A 17,122-nucleotide genomic window follows, 5' to 3' on the forward strand; every position below is an offset into this window, starting at 1 on the left:
AAGCCGCTCCTGGACGGGCGGCGTCGATCCGGGCGGAGTGCCCGGGGCGGGCGGCCGGCGGAGGACCGGCCGGCAGCGGCGTATACGGCTACACCATGGCTCTGAGCTGCCCAAGGTCGGCCAGACGCCGGGCAGGATCGGGGGATACGGGGTTGCCCCTTGAGGGTGGTCACCCCGGCCACTCGGGCTGTTCGTGGACGAAGGGCGCCCCGCCAGGAGCGAGGATCATGCGATGATCCCGCGCTCGGCGAGCCCGTCGAGTTCGGCCGGGACAAGGCCGGCGCCGGCCAGCACGTCGCGGGTGTCCTCGCCCGCCTTCGGCGCGGTGACGGGGGATGCGGCCGGGGTCACGGAGAACCGGGGCGCCGCGGCGGGCCGCAGCGGCCCGTCCGTGTCGAGGAAGGTGCCGCGGGCCACGTTGTGCGGATGCTCCGCGGCCTCCGTCAGGGACAGCACGGGGGTCACACAGGCCTGGGTGCCGGTGAAGCGCTCGGCCCACTCGTCCCGCGTACGCGTCGCGAAGACCTCGGCGAACCGCCGCCGTACGGCGGGCCAGGCCTCCTGGCCGCCCTGGACGGCGCACTCGGCGTCGTCCGCCAGACCGAGGCCGCGCACCAGGTCGGCGTAGAACTGCGGCTCGATCGACCCGACGGCGACATGGCGGCCGTCCGCACAGCGGTACGTCGTGTAGAAGGGCGCGCAGCCGCTGAAGATGTTGACGCCAGGTTCGTCCTGCCACAGCCCGCCCGCCAGGAACCCGTGCGTCATGGCGAGCAGCAGGGCGCTGCCGTCGGTCATGGCGGCGTCCACCACCTGACCCGTGCCGGTGGCGCGGGCGTGCAGGAGCGCGCTGACGACGCCCAGGGCGAGCAGCATCCCGCCGCCGCCGAAGTCGCCGACCAGATTGAGCGGCGGGACGGGGTCGCCGCCGGCCGGCCCGATCGCGTGCAGCACACCGGTGAGGCCGATGTAGTTGATGTCGTGGCCCGGGGCCTGGGCGAGCGGACCGTCCTGGCCCCAACCCGTCATCCGCCCGTACACCAGGCGCGGGTGGCGGGTCAGACAGTCCTGCGGACCCAGGCCCAGACGCTCGGCGACACCCGGCCGGAACCCTTCCGTCACGGCATCGGCGGAGTCGGTCAGGCGCTGTACGGCGGCAGCGCCCTCGGGGTGCTTGAGGTCGACGGCCACCGAGCGCCTGCCGCGCAGGAGAACCGTGTCGGCGGGGCCGGGACGTACGCCAGGCCGCTCGATCCTGATCACCTCGGCACCGAGCCCGGCGAGGACCATCCCGGCGAACGGGACGGGTCCGATACCGCCGAGCTCGACGATCCGTACCCCGGCGAGCGGTCCGCCGGGCGGGGCGGGTGTGGCGGCCATCAGCGGCCCGTCCACCGAGGCGCGCGCTTCTCGGCGAAGGCGCGGGCGCCCTCCTCGGCGTCCGCGGAGGCGAAGACGGGCTCCACCAGGACCTTCTGACGTGCACCGGCCTCGGCGGCGGGCCAGGCGGCGGAGCCCTGGACGATCTCCTTGCTGACGCAGACGGCGAGGGGGCCGTTCGCCGCGACGGCGGCGGCGAGTTCGCGGGCCCCGTGCAGCGCGCCACCGGGCTCGGTGATCCGGTTGACCAGGCCGTGGTCGTGGGCGCGCCGGGCGTCGAGGAAGGCGCCGGTCAGGGCCAGTTCCATGGCGATCTGGTACGGCAGACGCTGCGGGAGCCGCAGGAGACCGCCCGCGGCGGCGACCAGGCCGCGCTTGACCTCGGGAATGCCGAACTTGGCGTTGTCGGCGGCCACGATCAGGTCGCACGCGAGGGCGAGTTCACAGCCGCCTGCCAGCGCGTACCCTTCCACCGCCGCGATCAGCGGCTTGCGCGGAGGGGCGTCGGTGAGGCCGCCGAAACCGCGCCCCTCGATGCTGGGCCGCTCACCCGTGAGGAACGCCTTCAGATCCATCCCGGAGCAGAAAGTGCCTTCGGCGCCGGTGAGGATGCCGACGGTGAGGTCGTCGCGGGCGTCCAGCGCGTCGAGCGCGGCCGCGATGCCCTCGGCGACGCTCAGATTGACGGCGTTACGGGCCTCGGGGCGGTTGATCGTGATGACGGCGACGCCGTCGGAGAACTCGGTGTGGACCGCATCGGACATCTCTGGCTCCGGACGGGATCGGCGGCCGCGCACGGCCGGGAACGGCAAGGGGGTGATCGGTCCTGTCCGCCGGATCGCGGCGGACAGGACCGGACGGGGCGGGCTACCTCGGGGCCATGCGGATGGCGCCGTCGAGCCGGATGACCTCGCCGTTCAGCATCGGGTTGTCGACGATGTGCGCGACCAGCGAGGCGTACTCGTCCGGGGTGCCGAGCCGCGACGGGTGCGGCACCTGCCGGCCCAGCGAGTCACGCAGTTCCTGCGGGGCACTGCCGAGCAGCGGGGTGTCGAACAGGCCGGGCGCGATGGTCGTCACCCGAATCTGACGGTTTGCCAGGTCCCGTGCGATCGGCAGGGTCATGCCGACGACACCGCCCTTGGACGCGGAGTACGCTGCCTGGCCGATCTGCCCGTCGAACGCCGCTACGGACGCGGTGTTGACGACGACGCCGCGGTCGCCGTCCAGCGGCTCGTTGGTGACCATCTTCGCCGCGGCCAGCCGGATCACATTGAAGGTGCCGATCAGATTGACCGTCACCACCGCTGTGAAACGCTCCAGTTCGTACGGACCCTCCTTGCCGACCGTGCGGCCCGCGTCGCCGATGCCGGCGCAGTTGACGGCCACCCGCAGGGGCGCCTCCTCGGCCGCGGCCTCCACCGCGCGGGTCACCGCCGCCTCGTCGCGCACGTCACCGGCGACGAACACGGCTCGCTCGCCGAGTTCCTTGGCCACCGAGTCGCCGTCGGAGGACGGCAGGTCGAGCAGCACCACCCGGGCGGCCCCCGATGCCAGCAGCTTCTTGACGGTGGCCAGACCGAGGCCGGAGGCCCCACCGGTGACAAGAGCGGAAACGCCGTCGCTGCGCATGAACCAACCCACTTTCTTCGCGATGTGGCGGCTGCCACGAAGGTACGGCCGGGTGGGAGCCTCTGCGACAGGCGAAGGCCGCTCGCGGTGGAGGGGCTGGCAGGGCATCATCCGGCCTGCCGACTTAACGATCGTTCTGCAACGTGCCCTCAGGCAACCACAGGGCCATGGCGGTGTCAACGGAGTGGTCAGCGGCGGGTTTTGGGGGCTTGGAGGCCATTGCGCGGCACCTGGTCCGGTCGGTGCGTTGACATCTTCATGGTGGGACTGGAAGGGTGCCCATCGAACGATCGTTTAGTTGAAGGGTGCTGAACGTGATCAGAACCAGGTTCACCGAGGAGTTCGGGGTCGAGCATCCGATCGTCCAGGGCGGTATGCAGTGGGTCTCCCGAGCGCCGCTGGTCGCGGCGGTGGCCAACGCGGGCGGGCTTGGATTCCTGGGCGCCCTGACCCAGCCCACCCCGGACGACCTGCGGGCCGAGATCGCTCGCTGCCGGGAGCTGACCGACAAGCCGTTCGGGGTGAACCTGACGATCCTGCCGGCCATCGACCCGCCGCCCTACGCCGAGTACCGGCAGGCGATCATCGACTCGGGCGTGCCTGTGGTGGAGACCGCGGGGGCGAACCCGGTGGAGCATCTGGAGCACCTCCACGCCCACGGGATCAAGGTCATCCACAAGTGCACCAGTGTGCGGCACGCGATCAAGGCGGAGCGGCTGGGCGTGGACGCCGTCAGCATCGACGGCTTCGAATGCGCGGGGCACCCCGGTGAGGACGACATCCCCGGCCTCGTACTGATCCCCGCCGCAGCCGACGCGCTGAGCATCCCGGTGATCGCCTCCGGCGGCTTCGGCGACGCACGCGGCCTGGTGGCCGCGCTGGCGCTGGGCGCGGACGGGATCACCATGGGGACGCGGTTCATGGCGACCGTCGAGTCCGAGATCCACCAGAAGGTCAAGGACCGTCTGGTCGAGGCCGATGAGCGGAACACCCAGCTGATCCTCCGTCAGCTGAGCAACACCGCGAGGGTCGCGGACAACGCGGTCAGCCGCGAGGTCGTGAAGCGCCTTGCGGAAGGCGCGGCGTTCGGCGAGGTCCGCGAACTGGTGGCCGGCGCCCGCGGGGTGCGGGTCTACGAGACCGGAGACCTCGACCACGGCATCTGGTCCGCCGGAATGGTGCAGGGCCTGATCCACTCCATCCCGACCTGCGCCGAACTGATCGGACAGATCGTCCGGGAGGCCGCCGAGATCATCGGGGGCAGACTCGCCGCGATGACCGCGCCGAGTGCGGTGCCCGCGTCATGACGAGAGCGCGGAGTCCTCTCCGTACGGGTGCGTTCCCGCCCGCCGCACAGACCGGTGCCCCGCAGCCTCGACCACGCGGTGTGGTTCCACCGGCCGGCCCGGCTCGACGACTGGGTGCTGCTCGACCTGGTCCCGCACACGGTCGCGGGCGGACGCGGCTGGTACACCGGCACGGTCAGCACCGTCGACGGAGTCCTGCGCGCGAGCCTCACACAGGAGCAGCTCTACCGGCAGCGCCGCGTTCGCCAGGTCGAGGGCCCCGGATGAAACCGCACCCGCGGCAGGCACCGAACGCCGCCCGCGCCCACCGAAGCACACCATGACCAGCCATCACGCGCCTTCGGGCGCCATCACGTCAAGCTCACGGGACGAAGGGGTTGCTGTGCGCGTTTCTGTGTACGACGAGGACCACGAGGCATTCCGCCAGATGCTGCGGGACTTCATAGAGAAGGAGGTCGTGCCGGTCCACCACGAATGGGAGGAGCAGGGCCACCCTCCGCGGGACTTCTACCGCAGGCTCGGAGAGCTGGGCGTGCTGGGCATCCAGGTGCCTGAGGAGTACGGCGGCGCCGCCGAGAGCAGCTTCAAGTTCGCCGCGATCGTCATGGAGGAGACGGCCCGCGTCGGCGTCTCCTTCGGTAACTACTCGGTCCACTCCAACCTGATCCTGCCCTACCTGATGAAGTACGGCACCGAGGAGCAGAAGCAGCGCTGGCTGCCCGGTTTCGCGAGCGGCGACCTCATGACGGCGATCGCGATGACCGAGCCCGGCACCGGCTCGGACCTGGCGAACATCCAGACCAAGGCCCAACTGTCCGCCGACGGAGCGCACTACGTCCTCAACGGCGCCAAGACGTTCATCACCGGCGGAGCGCTGGCCGACCTCATCCTGGTCGTGGCGCGCACCGCCCCGTTCGACCCGCAGGACCGTCGCGCGGGTCTGTCCATCCTGTGCGTGGACACCACGTCCGAGGGGTTCGCCGTCGGCCGCAAGCTCCAGAAGATCGGCCTCAAGGCATCCGATACGGCCGAACTGTCCTTCACCGACGTCAAGGTGCCGGTGGCGGACCGGCTCGGCGAGGAGGGGCAGGGCTTCTCCTACCTCTCCCACAACCTCCCGCAGGAAAGGCTGTCCATCGCGCTCGGCAGCGCCGCCGCCGCGACGGCCGCACTGCGCTTCGCCACCGAGTACGTCAAGGAGCGCACGGTCTTCGGCAAGACGGTCGCCCAGTTCCAGAACACCAAGTTCGTCCTCGCCGAGTGCGCCACCGAGGCGGAAGCCGTCCAGCTCTACGCCGACCGGGCGCTGGAACTGCACGACGCGGGTGAGCTCAGCGGATCCGACGCGGCCAAGGCGAAGCTGTTCTGCACCGAGGCGGCCGCCCGGGTCATCGACAAGTGCCTGCAACTGCACGGCGGTTACGGCTACATGACTGAGTACCCGATCGCCCGTCTGTACGCGGACCACCGCGTCTCGCGGATCTTCGGCGGCACCAACGAAGTGATGAAGACCATCATCGCCAAGTCGATCGGCCTGTGACACGGCCCTGGTATCCGTCAACCTGTGTGTGAGGTGTGTCAGTTGGTGTGCTCTGAGGGAAGGGCAGGCTCCTGGCAAGCCACGGTGTCACTCCGGACACCGCCGGTCTGCCAGGAGCTGTGCCTGCTCGTCCATCCGTCGTCGATGGATTTCACCAACCGAATCTCGCGACATCTGATCGGGCAACGCACCACTTCGCGAGGGGAGATCCTGACGCGGTGGGTGTCGGCCGGCGCTCATCCGGCCTGGAGCCGCGCTGCTCCGAAGCGACGCTTCACCATGCCCAGGCGCTCGTACGTGGCAATGGCCGGCGTGTTACCGGCCATCACCATGAGCGCGGCACGACCGTAGCGGCGTACGAGGGCGTCGAGGACGAACCCGGACACGGCCCGCGCGAGCCCGCGGCGGCGGACGGAGGGATGAGCGATCACCCCGCCCATGAACCCACACCCCTGCGCGGACCACGCGTCTGCCGCGACGGCCAGCGGCCGGGGCTCGCCACCCCCGTCCACCTCGCCGACGACGCCGCCCCATCGGCGTACTCCGGCGCGTCCAGGCTGTGCGTAGGAGTCGGGGAAGAAGCGGTCGAACAGCAAGGCTGCCCTCCTCTCCTCGTGAGCGTCCAGCCACCGGACCTCCGGAGCGTCGACGCCTGAGGCGGATGTGGTCTCCATCCAGTAGAACTGGTGCACCGGCACCAGGCCGGGCACCTGCCGCACCAGTTCGTCGACCAGGACCGCCTCTCCCAGCAGCCGGTAGGACGCTCCAACCTCCTCGAGGACCCGTCGCACCAGCGCTGCCGCGTCCGCGGTGTCCCCGCTGACCATGAGCCGGTTCTGTTGCAGGCTCGGGCTGGCCACCACCAGGGCTCCGCGATGACGCCAGGCCCGTACGTCCGGCCCCAGTGCCCCGCCTTCCTGCCCCTGCGCGGCCCAGACCACCGGCGAGTCGTCGTCCGAGGCTTGCTCGACCTCGCCCAAGCAATCGAGTTCCCGCATACACCATGCCTACCAGGCAGCGCGGAACGATGGTCCGACTTCGCGGACATCGATCATGTGAGGCAACCTCTACGCCTCGACCGGTGCGGCAGACCTGGCGGCGTGCTCGATCCTGGCGCGGTGGGCCGCACGGGCTTCGGCGTCGATCCGCTGCTCGTGTTCGGGGCGCAGCCCGGTCCGGCCGTCGAGGCCCTCGCGAAGGATGTCGGCGTGCCCTGCATGCCGGTTGGACTCGCCGAGGACATGGACCAGGACGGCGAAGAGGTTTGGGTGCGAATAGGGCTCCGGCCACCACGGCACGTGGCCGGGGGTGAGGAGGGAAAGCTCGTTGATCGTCGCGTCCGAGTGCTCCCAGGTCCGCCGGTAGAAGCCGATGATCCCATCGCGGGTCTCGCCCTCGGCCGCCCACAGGTCGCTGCCGTCGGAGTCCTGCCACCGGGGCAGCGATTCCGGGAATGGGCGGTCGAAGACCTCGCCGAAGTACCTTGCCTCGACGGCGGCCACGTGCTTGACGAGGCCCAGGAGGTTGGTGCCGGTGGCTGTCAGAGGCCGGCGGGCGTCGTATTCGGACAAGCCGTCGAGCTTCCAGAGCAGCGCCTCGCGGTCCCGCCGCAGTCTCCCGTGCAGGTTGTCCTTCGCGAATTCATCGATCATGCGGCACGAGCCTGCCACGGGGTGTTCGTGGTCTCAAGATCCCGTGGGCGCTGCCACCGGGACGGCCTCGAAGACGGGGAGCAGACACGGGTGGTGGGCAGGGGCCCAGGCCGAGTCGGGCGGGCCGGGCGCCGCCGGAGTCGCGTACGTTGCGCAGTGCGACCGTGCCGGACACCTGCTGGTCACCACGCACACCGAACAAGGAGAGATCTTGTCCACCCATCCGCTCACGACGGACCTGGGCGAACTCAGCCCGCCGCCCCACGACTTCCCCTTCGACCCCACCCACGGCTACGACTTGACCCGCCTCCTCGCCGTGAAGGCGCCGCAGGGCCCGCACGACTTCGCCGACTTCTGGCGGGAGCGCCACGCGCGTGCGATGCGTGTGGACACGGCGCCCCGGATCGAGGGCCCCTGGACCACGGTGGACGGCATGCGGGTCGCCGACGTCTCGTACATGTCCGTCGACGGCGTCCGCATCGGCGGGTGGCTGACCGTCCCTCTCGGTGGCCGGGTCACCCAGGGCTGCGTCTCGACTCACGGATATGGAGGCCGGGCGGCCCCGGACCTCCGGCAGTCCCCGCCCGGGACCGCGGCCATCTGGCCCTGTCTGCGCGGGCTCGGGACACGGAGCCTGCTGCCGGACGTTCCCTCGAAGTCGGCCGGGCACGTCCTGCACGGCATAGGCGCCCGGGAGTCATACCTCATCGGTGGGTGCGTGGCGGACGTCTGGTGCGCGGCCACGGCGTTGCAGCTGCTGGTGCCGGAGGCCGCCGGACGGCTGACGTACCTGGGCACGAGCTTCGGCGGCGGTATCGGCGCGCTCGCGCTCCCCTGGGACGCCCGATTCCAGGCCGCCGGGCTGACCGTGCCGACCTTCGGCAACCACCCGCTCCGGGTGACCCTTCCGTGCACGGGCAGCGGGGAGTCGGTGCGTTCGCGGTTCGCCGAGGAGCCCTCGGTGCTGGACGTCCTGGCGTACTTCGACGCCGCGACGGCGGCCCGGTACCTCGAGATCCCCGTACATGTGGCCGCAGCCTTGTTCGATCCCCATGTGCCCCCGCCCGGACAGTTCGCGGTGTACAACGCACTGGCCGGGCCGCGCGAACTCCTGGTTCTCCGGGCGGGGCACTTCGACCACCCGGGCGAGCCGGCCGAGACGGCGGCCCTGGAGGAGGCTCAGCGCCACTTCCTGTCCGAGGCGGACCCCGTGTCGCCGGGCCCCACGGCTTGACCGGCTGCCGTACGACCGGATCCGCCAGGTCGAATCGCTCACGGGTGCCCGCACCGTGACCTGGCGGTTCCGCGAGACCATCTGCGTCCGGCCCCCGGGGCGCCGTGCAGCCGCCGCGGTCGCCGAATTCCGGTACGGGCGTCGACCGCGCGCGATATGGTGATGCAGAATGTGCAAGGGATTTGCAGAACGAGGAGGGTCATGGTCACGCGGGCGACCGATGCAGGGACGAACCAGAGCGTCGAACGAGCGGTCTCGGTGCTGCGCGCACTCGACTCCGGCCGGCCCGAACTCCGAGTCTCCGATGTCGCCGAGCTCACCGGACTGGGATCCTCGACCACCTCCCGGCTGCTGTCCACCCTGGAACGCCTCGACATGGTCGAACGCGATCCGGTCAGCAATCTCTACCGCCTCAGCCTCGGTCTTCTCCCGCTGGCCGCCACCGCCACCAACCGCCACCCCGTGCACAGGGCCGCCCGCATGGTGCTCCAGGGCCTCGCCACCCGCACCGGGCTCGGGGCCAACGTGGCCGTACGCCGGGGCGGCGAGCTGATGTTCCTGTGCAACTTCGAGGGCACCCGCGCGCCCAAGTCCTACACGCAGGCCGGACACACCGCACCGCTGCATGCCACGAGCATCGGCAAGTGTCTGCTCACCGGCCTCGGCCCCAAGGAGCGTCGCAAGCTGCTGGGGGATCCTCTCGACGCGCACACCGAGTACACGACGACCAGCCACGACCTCCTCGACGCCGAGATCGACACCGTCCGGCGCACCGGTTACGCCGTCGAGGCCGAGGAGCGCGCCCTGGGCCGCGCTTCCCTGGCCGCGCCGGTGCGCGACGCCTCGGGGGAGATCGTCGCCGCCATCTCCCTCTGGGGTCCGAGCTCGGTGCTCGGGGACCGCACCGACACCGACGGGCAGCGCCTCGCCCTCGTGCGCGAGGTCATCGAGGCCGCCGACGCCATCAGTCAGGCGCTCGGCGCGCTCTGACACACGCGGCGAAGGGGGGTGGGAAGGCCGGCCGGCCTTCCCACCCCCCTTCGCCGTCCGGCTATGCGCCGTAGGCCTTGAAGGCGAACACGTGCGCGTGCCGCGCCCCGTGCGTCGCGTCGACCAACAGCCGTAGCGCGTCGGTGCGTACGGGGCCGCCCTCCCGTGCCTCCAGGGCGTGTACGCGGTGGCGGCGACGGTTGTCCGACACCGTCAGGAGCGTGTGCCAGGTACCGGCGGAGTCACGGCTCTGGACGCGGTAGTCGCGTACGAGCTCCGGCATGACCTCGTACGGGGTGCGGTGGCGGTGCAGGTTGTTGAGGTACTCGTCGACGTCGTCGTCGAACACCAGGCGGATCTCGGTGAGTTCCCGCTCGCCGTGCCAGTCGAGGCGGAGCCAGGGGGAGTCGTCCCCCCGCTCGGAGGACCACATGTTCGGCCCGCCGTAGGGGCGTTGGAACCCGCCCACCGCACGTTCGGGGCGGAAGGCTCCGGTGTCGGGGGCCGCCCGGAAGGCGAAGGTCTGCCGGCGAAGGCCTCGGGCCTGCCATTCCAGAACCAGTTGGCCCTCCTCCTCCGGGATGTCGTGGTCGACCCCGGCGTCCCCCTCGGCCTTCCTGCGCAGGGCGAGGACGCCGTCGGTGCGTTCGGGGAGGAGGACCAGGGCGGTGTCGGCGCAGGCCCGCACGATGACGATGACGTTGCGGGGTGTCCCGGGGTGGTGGCCGAGGCGGGCCGTGACCCAGTGGGGGCCGCCGGGCGGGACGGTGACCGCGGTGGAGAGGAGACGGTCGGCAGGGACCCCGTTCTCGGCCCGTTCCGTGCTCCACAGTTCCACGGTGAGCTCACGGGCCGCCTCGTCCGGGGCGCCGTGGACGAGCAGGTCGACCGCGTCGAGTGCCGGGTCGACCGGCAGCAGGAGCGCGAGGTCACGGGTGAGGGGGTACGGGGTTCCGGGTGCTTCCGGCGTGGGCTCGGCGGCCAGTCGGGCCAGGTGGGTGGAGGCGGTGACGCGGGCCGTCCGCGCCAGGTTTCCCGGGTCCTCGTCGGCGAGGCCGATCACGGAGGCGTCCTGGCGCAGCAGGGTGCGGTGAACCAGGTCCACGTGCTTGGTCGCGAGTTCCCGCGGCGTGAGGTTCTCGGAGACGCACAGGGCCGCGGCGGTGCCCGCGGCCTCGCCGAGCGTCGCGCAGGTGGCCATGACACGGGTGGCCCCGAAGGCGATGTGGGTGGCGGAGATGTTGCGCCCGGCGAAGTGCAGGTTCGTGACGTTCGCCGAGTAGAGGGAGCGCAGGGGGATGTGGAAGATGCCGTCCGCGTACCGCTGGCGCGCGCCCGGCTCCTCGGCGTACATGCCCTGTACCGGGTGGAGGTCGACGGACCAGCCGCCGAAGGCGATCCGGTCCTCGAACCGGCGCTGCTGGAGGATGTCCTGCTGGGTGAGGACGTGATCGCCCAGGAAGCGGCGGTACTCGCGCTTGCCGGGAAGACTGCCCACCCATTCGAGGGTGAGGTTCGCCGCGTCCGGGAAGTTGCCGGAGTTCTTGATGTGGTCCCAGACGCCCATGACCACGGACTGGAGCTCGTCTCGGATGCGCTCGTTGTCGTGGACGGTGTCGAGTTCGCCACCCCACTCGATCCACCAGTAGTCGCAGCCGTTGTCGCCGGTGCGCAGGATGCGGTTGCGCAGGATGGGCGTCGTCGACAAGTCCTTGGCGTAGGAGGGCGGTACGAACTTCACCGGCCGGCCCGCGTCCCTGGTGTGGAAGAGGATCGTCGAGCCGAGCAGCGCATGGTCCTCCTCGGACGGCGCCCAGGGCTCGTCGAACTCGGCCCGCGCCTCACGGCCGATGCGGTAGCGGGCGCCGGCGAGGTGGCCGATCAGGCCGTCCCCGGTGCAGTCGAGGAACTGGCGCGCGTGGAAGGTGATGCGGCGCTCCGAGCCCATCATCCAGCCGGTGCAGGAGTGCACCTCGCGGTTGTCGGCGGGGCCGGTCGCGTCGACCTCGCGTACGTCGGTGTTGAGGTAGAGGTCGATGTTCGGCTCGGCGCGGACGGCGTCCAGGACGACCTGGTCCCAGTAGTGGGGGTTGCCCTCGGGGTTGCGGTACTGGTTCTCGGTGTACAGCTCGCCCATGATCCCGGTCTCGCGGGCCCAGCGGTGCACGCCGTGTGCGGTGGCGCCGCAGACCCAGACGCGGATCTCGCTGCTGGCGTTGCCGCCCAGGACGGGCCGGTTGTTGACCAGGGCGACGCGTCGGCCGAGCCGGGCCGCAGCGATGGCCGCGCAGGTCCCCGCCAATCCGCCGCCGATCACGGCGATGTCGTAATGGACCTCTTCTTCCCGCACGGTGCGGCCTCCTTGGTGTGACGCTCGGATACTCCCCGCCGCAGCGGAGCGGCCTTGAACGTACATCACATCCATATTGTGCAACCACTGTTCAACCAATGGGATGCGTTGTAAGTTCCGATTGCGGCCACCGACCTGGCCGTCGTGAGCCGTTGTGCAAGTTCGGGGCAGGTGGAGTGTGTTCGCCGACCCTGCACAGAATCGGCGATTCACCGACGAAAAGGGTTGACGCCATCGCACGATATGGAGAACGATCCCGCATGCTGCAACTTGCATTCATTGCAGCAGGGACGACGACGCAGGGCTCCGGCGCTCCCGTCACCAGTTGAGAGGACAGACCCATGAGTACGGCCGCACCTCCCCAGAAGGCGCCCCCGCCCCGCGACCGGACCGGGGGACGGCTCTCCAACGGTGCGTTCGCCCTGCTGCTGACCGCGCCGGGACTCGCCCTGTTCGCGGCGATCATCTTCTATCCGCTGCTGTCGGCGCTGTTCACCGGGTTCTTCAGGCAGGATCTGCGGCTTCCAGGAAGGGAGTTCGTCGGCCTGGACAACTTCACCTACTGGCTCGACGGCGACTTCCTCACCATCCTCCAGCAGACGCTGGTCTTCACCGTCGGTGCGACGCTCGTCCCCTTCGTGATCGGCTTCGCGCTCGCGCTCGCGTTGAACACCGGGCTCAAGGCGAGCGGCTTCCTGCGCGGTCTGTTCCTGTTCCCCTGGGTGATCCCGGGCGTGGTGGTCTCCTTCCTCTGGATGTGGATCTTCAACGCGAACTACGGGGTGCTCAACGGTGTCCTCATGGAGACCGGAATCATCGACGAGTCCGTGGCCTGGCTCGGCCGGCCCGGCACGGCGATGCTCGCCGTGATCGTCACCAAGACCTGGGCCAGCTTCCCCTGGATGATGGTGATGCTCCTGGCCGGACTGCAGACCGTGCCCAAGGAGCTGCACGAGGCGGCCTCGATGGACGGGGCAGGCTCGGTCCGGCGCTTCTTCGCCGTTACCTGGCCGCAGGTACGCGGCGTCGCCTCGATCGTGCTCCTGCTGGAGTTCATCTGGAACTTCCAGCACTTCGACACCATCTACGTCCTCACCGGCGGCGGACCCGCGGGCACCACCGAGACGTTCGCGACCGCCGTCTACCAGACCGCCTTCAAGGGCTTCGACATCGGACGGGCCACCGCACTGGGCGGACTGTGGATGCTGCTCCTGCTCCTCCTCGTCGCCGTCTACCTCAGGATCACCGAGCGGAAGGGCGACGCCTGATGAGCACCACCACCTCCACCCCGCTGTCCGCCGTCGACCGGCCGCAGCAGTCCGCCACCCGGGCGGGACGCACCGTCCGACGCCGTATGCGCAAGGACCTGCTGCGTTCGCGGATCGCGGCCTGGAGCGCGGTCGTCGTCATCGGCGCGTTCGGACTGCTGCCGGTCTACTGGCTGCTCGCCACCGCGCTGAGCACACCCGAGTCGACCTTCCAGTTCCCGCCCAAGCTGATACCCACCGACCTCACCCTGAGCAACTTCACCGCCCTGGCAGAGAACGACCAGCTGATCAAGTACATGATCAACTCGCTCATCGTGGCCTCGATCACCGCCGTACTGAGCGTGGTCGTCGCCACATACATGGGCTACTCGTTCTCCAAGTTCCGCTACCGCGGCCGGCGGTCGCTGATGCACCTGGTGCTGGCCTCCCAGATGTTCCCCCAGGCCCTTCTGCTGGTGACGCTCTACACCGTCTTCTCCAGCTTCGGTCTGCTCAACACGTACACCGCGCTGGTGCTCTCCTTCACCACGTTCACCATGCCGCTGTGCGTCTGGATGCTGAAGGGCATCTTCGACACCATCCCGGACGCCCTGCTGGAGGCGGCGGCCATCGACGGCGCGTCCCGGTGGCGGACGCTCCACTCCGTCGTGGCGCCGCTGGCCGCCCCGGGGATGATCGCCGCCGGGCTCTTCGCCTTCGTACGCGGCTGGAACGACTTCATCTTCGCGCTGACCCTGGCCGACAAGGAGAAGCAGACCCTGCCTCCCGGGCTCGTCTCGACCTACATCGGCGAGTTCCAGACCGCCTGGCCCCAGCTGATGGCCGCCTCACTCGTGGTGTCGGTCCCCGTGATCGTCGCCTTCATGTTCCTGCAGCGATACCTCGTCGGCGGCATGACCGCAGGCTCGGTCAAGAGCTGAATACGCGGGCCGGCTCCGCGCCCCTCACGTTCCTTCCTTCCCGCACATCCCCTGGAGAGATCATGACCACCTCTGGCATCAGCCGGCGCGGCGCACTGCGCATGTTCGGCATCGGCGTGCTCGGTGCAGCGGGCGCCGGTGTGCTCGGCGCCTGTGCGCCGTCCGGCGCCGGCTCGTCCTCGAACGGCGGCGACCCGAAGTCCAAGAACTTCGACTTCACCTCCTGGTCGCTCAACGAGGAGGCGGCCAAGCCCTCGATCGAGAAGATCATCGCGGCGTGGGAGAAGGCCGAGAAGTCGAAGATCCGCGCGGTCTCCTACCCGTACAACGAATACCTGAGCCAGCTCACCCTCAAGCTGGGCGGCGGCGAGACGACAGGTGCGGTGCACCTCGACATCGCCTGGCTCGCCGCGATGGCGCAGATGGGCAAGCTCGTCGACCTCGGATCGGTGGCCGGCAAGGGCGGCTACACGGACGTGGCGCTCAAGAGCGGCATGTACGACGGCAAGCAGTACGGGCTGCCCTGGAACACCGGATCGATCGGTGTGATCGCCAACTCCAAGCTCCTGGCGAAGGCCGGCATCAAGCAGCACCCCACCACCGTCGAGGAGTTCGAGGCCGCCCTGCGCGAGCTCAAGGGGCTCGGCGGGGGAGTCGTGCCGTACGCCGCCGCCACCAAGGTCGCGCAGCTCAAGGACATCTTCCCGTGGATGCAGACCTTCGGATGCAAGCTGCTCGACGGCGGGAAGGTCACGATAGGCGACGACGCCTCCGTCGACGCCGTCACCTGGTACAAGAAGCTGCATGACGAGAAGCTGATCGCCGCAGACGTGGACCGCTTCGACGCGCGCGCCCTGTTCGGGCAGGGCAAGGCCGCGTTCTACGACGACGCGATCATCGGCAAGGGCGTGACCTCCGCCCAGTCCAAGGACAAGACGCTGGCCGACGCCATGCAGCCGATGGAACGTCCGGTGCTCAAGGCAGGGGACACGCCCCAGGCGCTGCTGTGGGGCGGTGTGATCGCGATCGTGCAGGGCAAGGGACAGGAGGCCGCGACCGAGTTCGCCCTCCACACCACCACCGACCAGGCCACGACCTCCGAGTACTTCGCCGCGCGCGCACTGCCGCCGTCCACCACCGCGGGCCTGGCGGCCCCCGAGGTCGCGAAGGACACCTTCACCACGGAGTGGACCGAGAAGATCACCAAGACGGCGACCGGCAGCCCCTTCTGGCAGTTCGCGCAGAACGCCCAGATCGAGGAGGCCGTCGCCAAGCAGGTACAGGCTGTCCTCGTCGGCACGGCGAAGCCGAAGGACGCGATGAAGCAGGCAGGCGAGGAGGCCGCCGCGCTCATCAAGCGCTGAGGCCCGACAGCGTGACCGGGCCCGGCGAGCGCCGCACACCTCGCCGGGTCCGCTCCGTACCCCGCCCCCGCACGACGACCGAGCCGGTCGGCCCCGGGCCGCTCCCGTACGCGTCGTCTCCCACGCCCGCACGCGCACTTGCGAAGGAGCTCATCTTGCGACGTCCCACGGTACGCACCTGCACCGCCACTGCCGCGGCCCTGGCCGCTCTCCTCCTGCCCGCCCCGGCCGCAGGGGCCGACACCGCGCGGACAACGGCAGCCGCGGCGACGGTGATCGAGAAGGTCCCGTACGCGATGGACACGTCGAACCAGGCCGCCTGGTGGACGCCGGTCGCCACGTACAAGGGCCGCGGACAGTACACGTACTTCGCCTTCAACGAGCCGGGCTCGACGGCCGCGACCCACCGGCCCGCCATCGCGCGGCGCGACCCGGACGGGGTCTGGAGCAGGCTGCCGCTGCTGAACAGCGACGGGCAGCAGGCCGAGTTCCCCGACGACAACGGCCACAACCAGCCGTCGATCGCCCGCGACGGCAGCGGCCGACTGCACGTCTTCACCTCCATGCACGCCGACTCCTGGCGCTACTTCCGTACCGAGGCCCCCGGCGGTGACGTCAGCGATCACGCGTCCGAACTGCCCGATCAGGGAGTGGGAATCACCTACCCGGTCGTCACCACGGCGCCCAACGGCGACCTGTACCTGGCCGCCCGCGTCGGGACCGGCAACGACCAGCGCCCCGGCAAGCTGTACCGCTGGGACAACGCCAACTCCCGCTGGAGCGTCGTCGCGACCTTCGCGAGCGCGCTGTACCGCTCCGCGTACCCCGACGACCTCACGGTGGACGCCTCCGGCCGGGTACACCTCCTGTGGGAGTGGGCGAAAGCACCGGCGACGGCGTTCCGCCACCAACTCTCCTACCTGTCCTACGACCCGTCGACCGGCGCCTTCGCCGACAGTACGAACACGACCGTCACCACCCCGGTCACGCCCGCCACCTCCGACGTCGTCCAAGACCTCACCGTCGGCGAGGAGTGGAGCGCCGACAACGCCTACACCGGCCCCGCAGTGCAGAGCGCCAAGCTCACCCTCGACGGCTCCACCCCGAAGATCGCCTACCGTTACCGCTCGGCGGACAGCGGCGGGAACTTCCGCGTGTACTACGCCTATCCGAGCGGTGGCGGCTGGGTCGGCAAGACGGTGTACGCCGGCGGACAGACCGCTGCCGCTCTCGGCATCACCTGGGACGAGACGGACACCAAACGCGTCTACTACGTGACCACGTCGGGCACCGACCGGGTCTTCTCGGCGACCCAGTCGGCGGACGGCGCCTGGATCGCGCAGTCGGCCGCGCCGGGTGTGAGCGCGGACCGGCTCGCGGTGCGACGGGACTCGGACGGCCGGGACGTGCTCTACCTGCCGGACACCGCTCACAACGCCTTGTACTACGGACTGCGCTGAGGGCAGCCTCGCTCGGAGCGGGGAG

15 protein-coding genes are annotated in these 17,122 nt (G+C 70.2%); 9 read left to right on the plus strand and 6 right to left on the minus strand.

All coding sequences use genetic code 11. The features are described from left to right. Positions 1-225: 225 nt before the first annotated feature. From ACGFNN_RS05295 to ACGFNN_RS05305, 3 genes are all read right to left on the minus strand, one after another. Entirely contained in the window at positions 226-1,380 is a 1,155-nt protein-coding gene (locus tag ACGFNN_RS05295) for a CaiB/BaiF CoA transferase family protein (protein WP_393553154.1), read from the minus strand. Then, the gene (locus ACGFNN_RS05300) at positions 1,380-2,144 is read right to left on the minus strand and encodes a crotonase/enoyl-CoA hydratase family protein (RefSeq protein WP_393553156.1); all 765 of its coding nucleotides are present in this window, start codon (positions 2,142-2,144) and stop codon (positions 1,380-1,382) included. Before ACGFNN_RS05300 ends, ACGFNN_RS05295 begins: the two co-directional genes overlap by 1 nt. A 103-nt stretch (positions 2,145-2,247) precedes the next feature. Continuing rightward, entirely contained in the window at positions 2,248-3,012 is a 765-nt protein-coding gene (locus ACGFNN_RS05305; protein WP_393553158.1) for a 3-hydroxyacyl-CoA dehydrogenase, read from the minus strand. Positions 3,013-3,326: 314 nt separating this feature from the next. Here ACGFNN_RS05305 and ACGFNN_RS05310 point away from each other — a divergent pair, with 314 nt between their 5' ends. From ACGFNN_RS05310 to ACGFNN_RS05320, 3 genes are all read left to right on the plus strand, one after another. Continuing rightward, entirely contained in the window at positions 3,327-4,319 is a 993-nt protein-coding gene (locus ACGFNN_RS05310; RefSeq protein WP_393553160.1) for an NAD(P)H-dependent flavin oxidoreductase, read from the plus strand. 54 nt (positions 4,320-4,373) lie between these two features. After that, positions 4,374-4,586: a hypothetical protein gene (locus ACGFNN_RS05315; RefSeq protein WP_393553162.1), complete on the plus strand. Its 213-nt coding sequence runs from the start codon at positions 4,374-4,376 to the stop codon at positions 4,584-4,586. Between the two features lie 115 nt (positions 4,587-4,701). Then, positions 4,702-5,859 carry an acyl-CoA dehydrogenase family protein gene (locus ACGFNN_RS05320; protein WP_393553164.1) on the plus strand — a complete coding sequence of 386 codons (1,158 nt, stop codon included), beginning with the start codon at positions 4,702-4,704 and terminating at the stop codon, positions 5,857-5,859. A gap of 236 nt (positions 5,860-6,095) precedes the next feature. On the opposite strand, the gene ACGFNN_RS05325 is transcribed toward ACGFNN_RS05320, so the two are convergent. Both ACGFNN_RS05325 and ACGFNN_RS05330 read right to left on the minus strand, forming a co-directional pair. Then, the gene (locus tag ACGFNN_RS05325) at positions 6,096-6,857 is read right to left on the minus strand and encodes a GNAT family N-acetyltransferase (RefSeq protein ID WP_393553166.1); all 762 of its coding nucleotides are present in this window, start codon (positions 6,855-6,857) and stop codon (positions 6,096-6,098) included. Positions 6,858-6,926: 69 nt separating this feature from the next. Then, positions 6,927-7,511: a DinB family protein gene (locus tag ACGFNN_RS05330; RefSeq protein ID WP_393553168.1), complete on the minus strand. Its 585-nt coding sequence runs from the start codon at positions 7,509-7,511 to the stop codon at positions 6,927-6,929. A gap of 211 nt (positions 7,512-7,722) precedes the next feature. Here ACGFNN_RS05330 and ACGFNN_RS05335 point away from each other — a divergent pair, with 211 nt between their 5' ends. Then, positions 7,723-8,745, plus strand: coding sequence for an acetylxylan esterase (locus tag ACGFNN_RS05335; RefSeq protein ID WP_393553170.1), 1,023 nt, complete (start codon positions 7,723-7,725; stop codon positions 8,743-8,745). A gap of 201 nt (positions 8,746-8,946) precedes the next feature. Further along, positions 8,947-9,735 (plus strand): IclR family transcriptional regulator, encoded by a 789-nt coding sequence (locus ACGFNN_RS05340; RefSeq protein ID WP_362663386.1) that lies wholly within the window; start codon positions 8,947-8,949, stop codon positions 9,733-9,735. 61 nt (positions 9,736-9,796) lie between these two features. Here the strand turns inward: ACGFNN_RS05340 and ACGFNN_RS05345 are convergent, their stop codons facing one another. Beyond that, entirely contained in the window at positions 9,797-12,085 is a 2,289-nt protein-coding gene (locus tag ACGFNN_RS05345) for an FAD-dependent oxidoreductase (RefSeq protein WP_393553172.1), read from the minus strand. Between the two features lie 341 nt (positions 12,086-12,426). Between ACGFNN_RS05345 and ACGFNN_RS05350 the strand changes: the two genes are divergently transcribed. From ACGFNN_RS05350 to ACGFNN_RS05365, 4 genes are all read left to right on the plus strand, one after another. Continuing rightward, positions 12,427-13,353: a sugar ABC transporter permease gene (locus tag ACGFNN_RS05350; protein WP_362554529.1), complete on the plus strand. Its 927-nt coding sequence runs from the start codon at positions 12,427-12,429 to the stop codon at positions 13,351-13,353. Then, on the plus strand, positions 13,353-14,273 hold the full coding sequence (locus ACGFNN_RS05355; protein ID WP_362554531.1) for a carbohydrate ABC transporter permease: 921 nt from the start codon (positions 13,353-13,355) through the stop codon (positions 14,271-14,273). Before ACGFNN_RS05350 ends, ACGFNN_RS05355 begins: the two co-directional genes overlap by 1 nt. A gap of 62 nt (positions 14,274-14,335) precedes the next feature. Beyond that, positions 14,336-15,637 carry an extracellular solute-binding protein gene (locus ACGFNN_RS05360; RefSeq protein WP_393553174.1) on the plus strand — a complete coding sequence of 434 codons (1,302 nt, stop codon included), beginning with the start codon at positions 14,336-14,338 and terminating at the stop codon, positions 15,635-15,637. Positions 15,638-15,792: 155 nt separating this feature from the next. Next, positions 15,793-17,097 carry a BNR-4 repeat-containing protein gene (locus ACGFNN_RS05365; protein ID WP_393553176.1) on the plus strand — a complete coding sequence of 435 codons (1,305 nt, stop codon included), beginning with the start codon at positions 15,793-15,795 and terminating at the stop codon, positions 17,095-17,097. Positions 17,098-17,122: the final 25 nt, after the last annotated feature.

The sequence above is a fragment of the Streptomyces sp. NPDC048590 genome, from assembly GCF_043199535.1.
Taxonomy (GTDB): Bacteria; Actinomycetota; Actinomycetes; order Streptomycetales; family Streptomycetaceae; genus Streptomyces.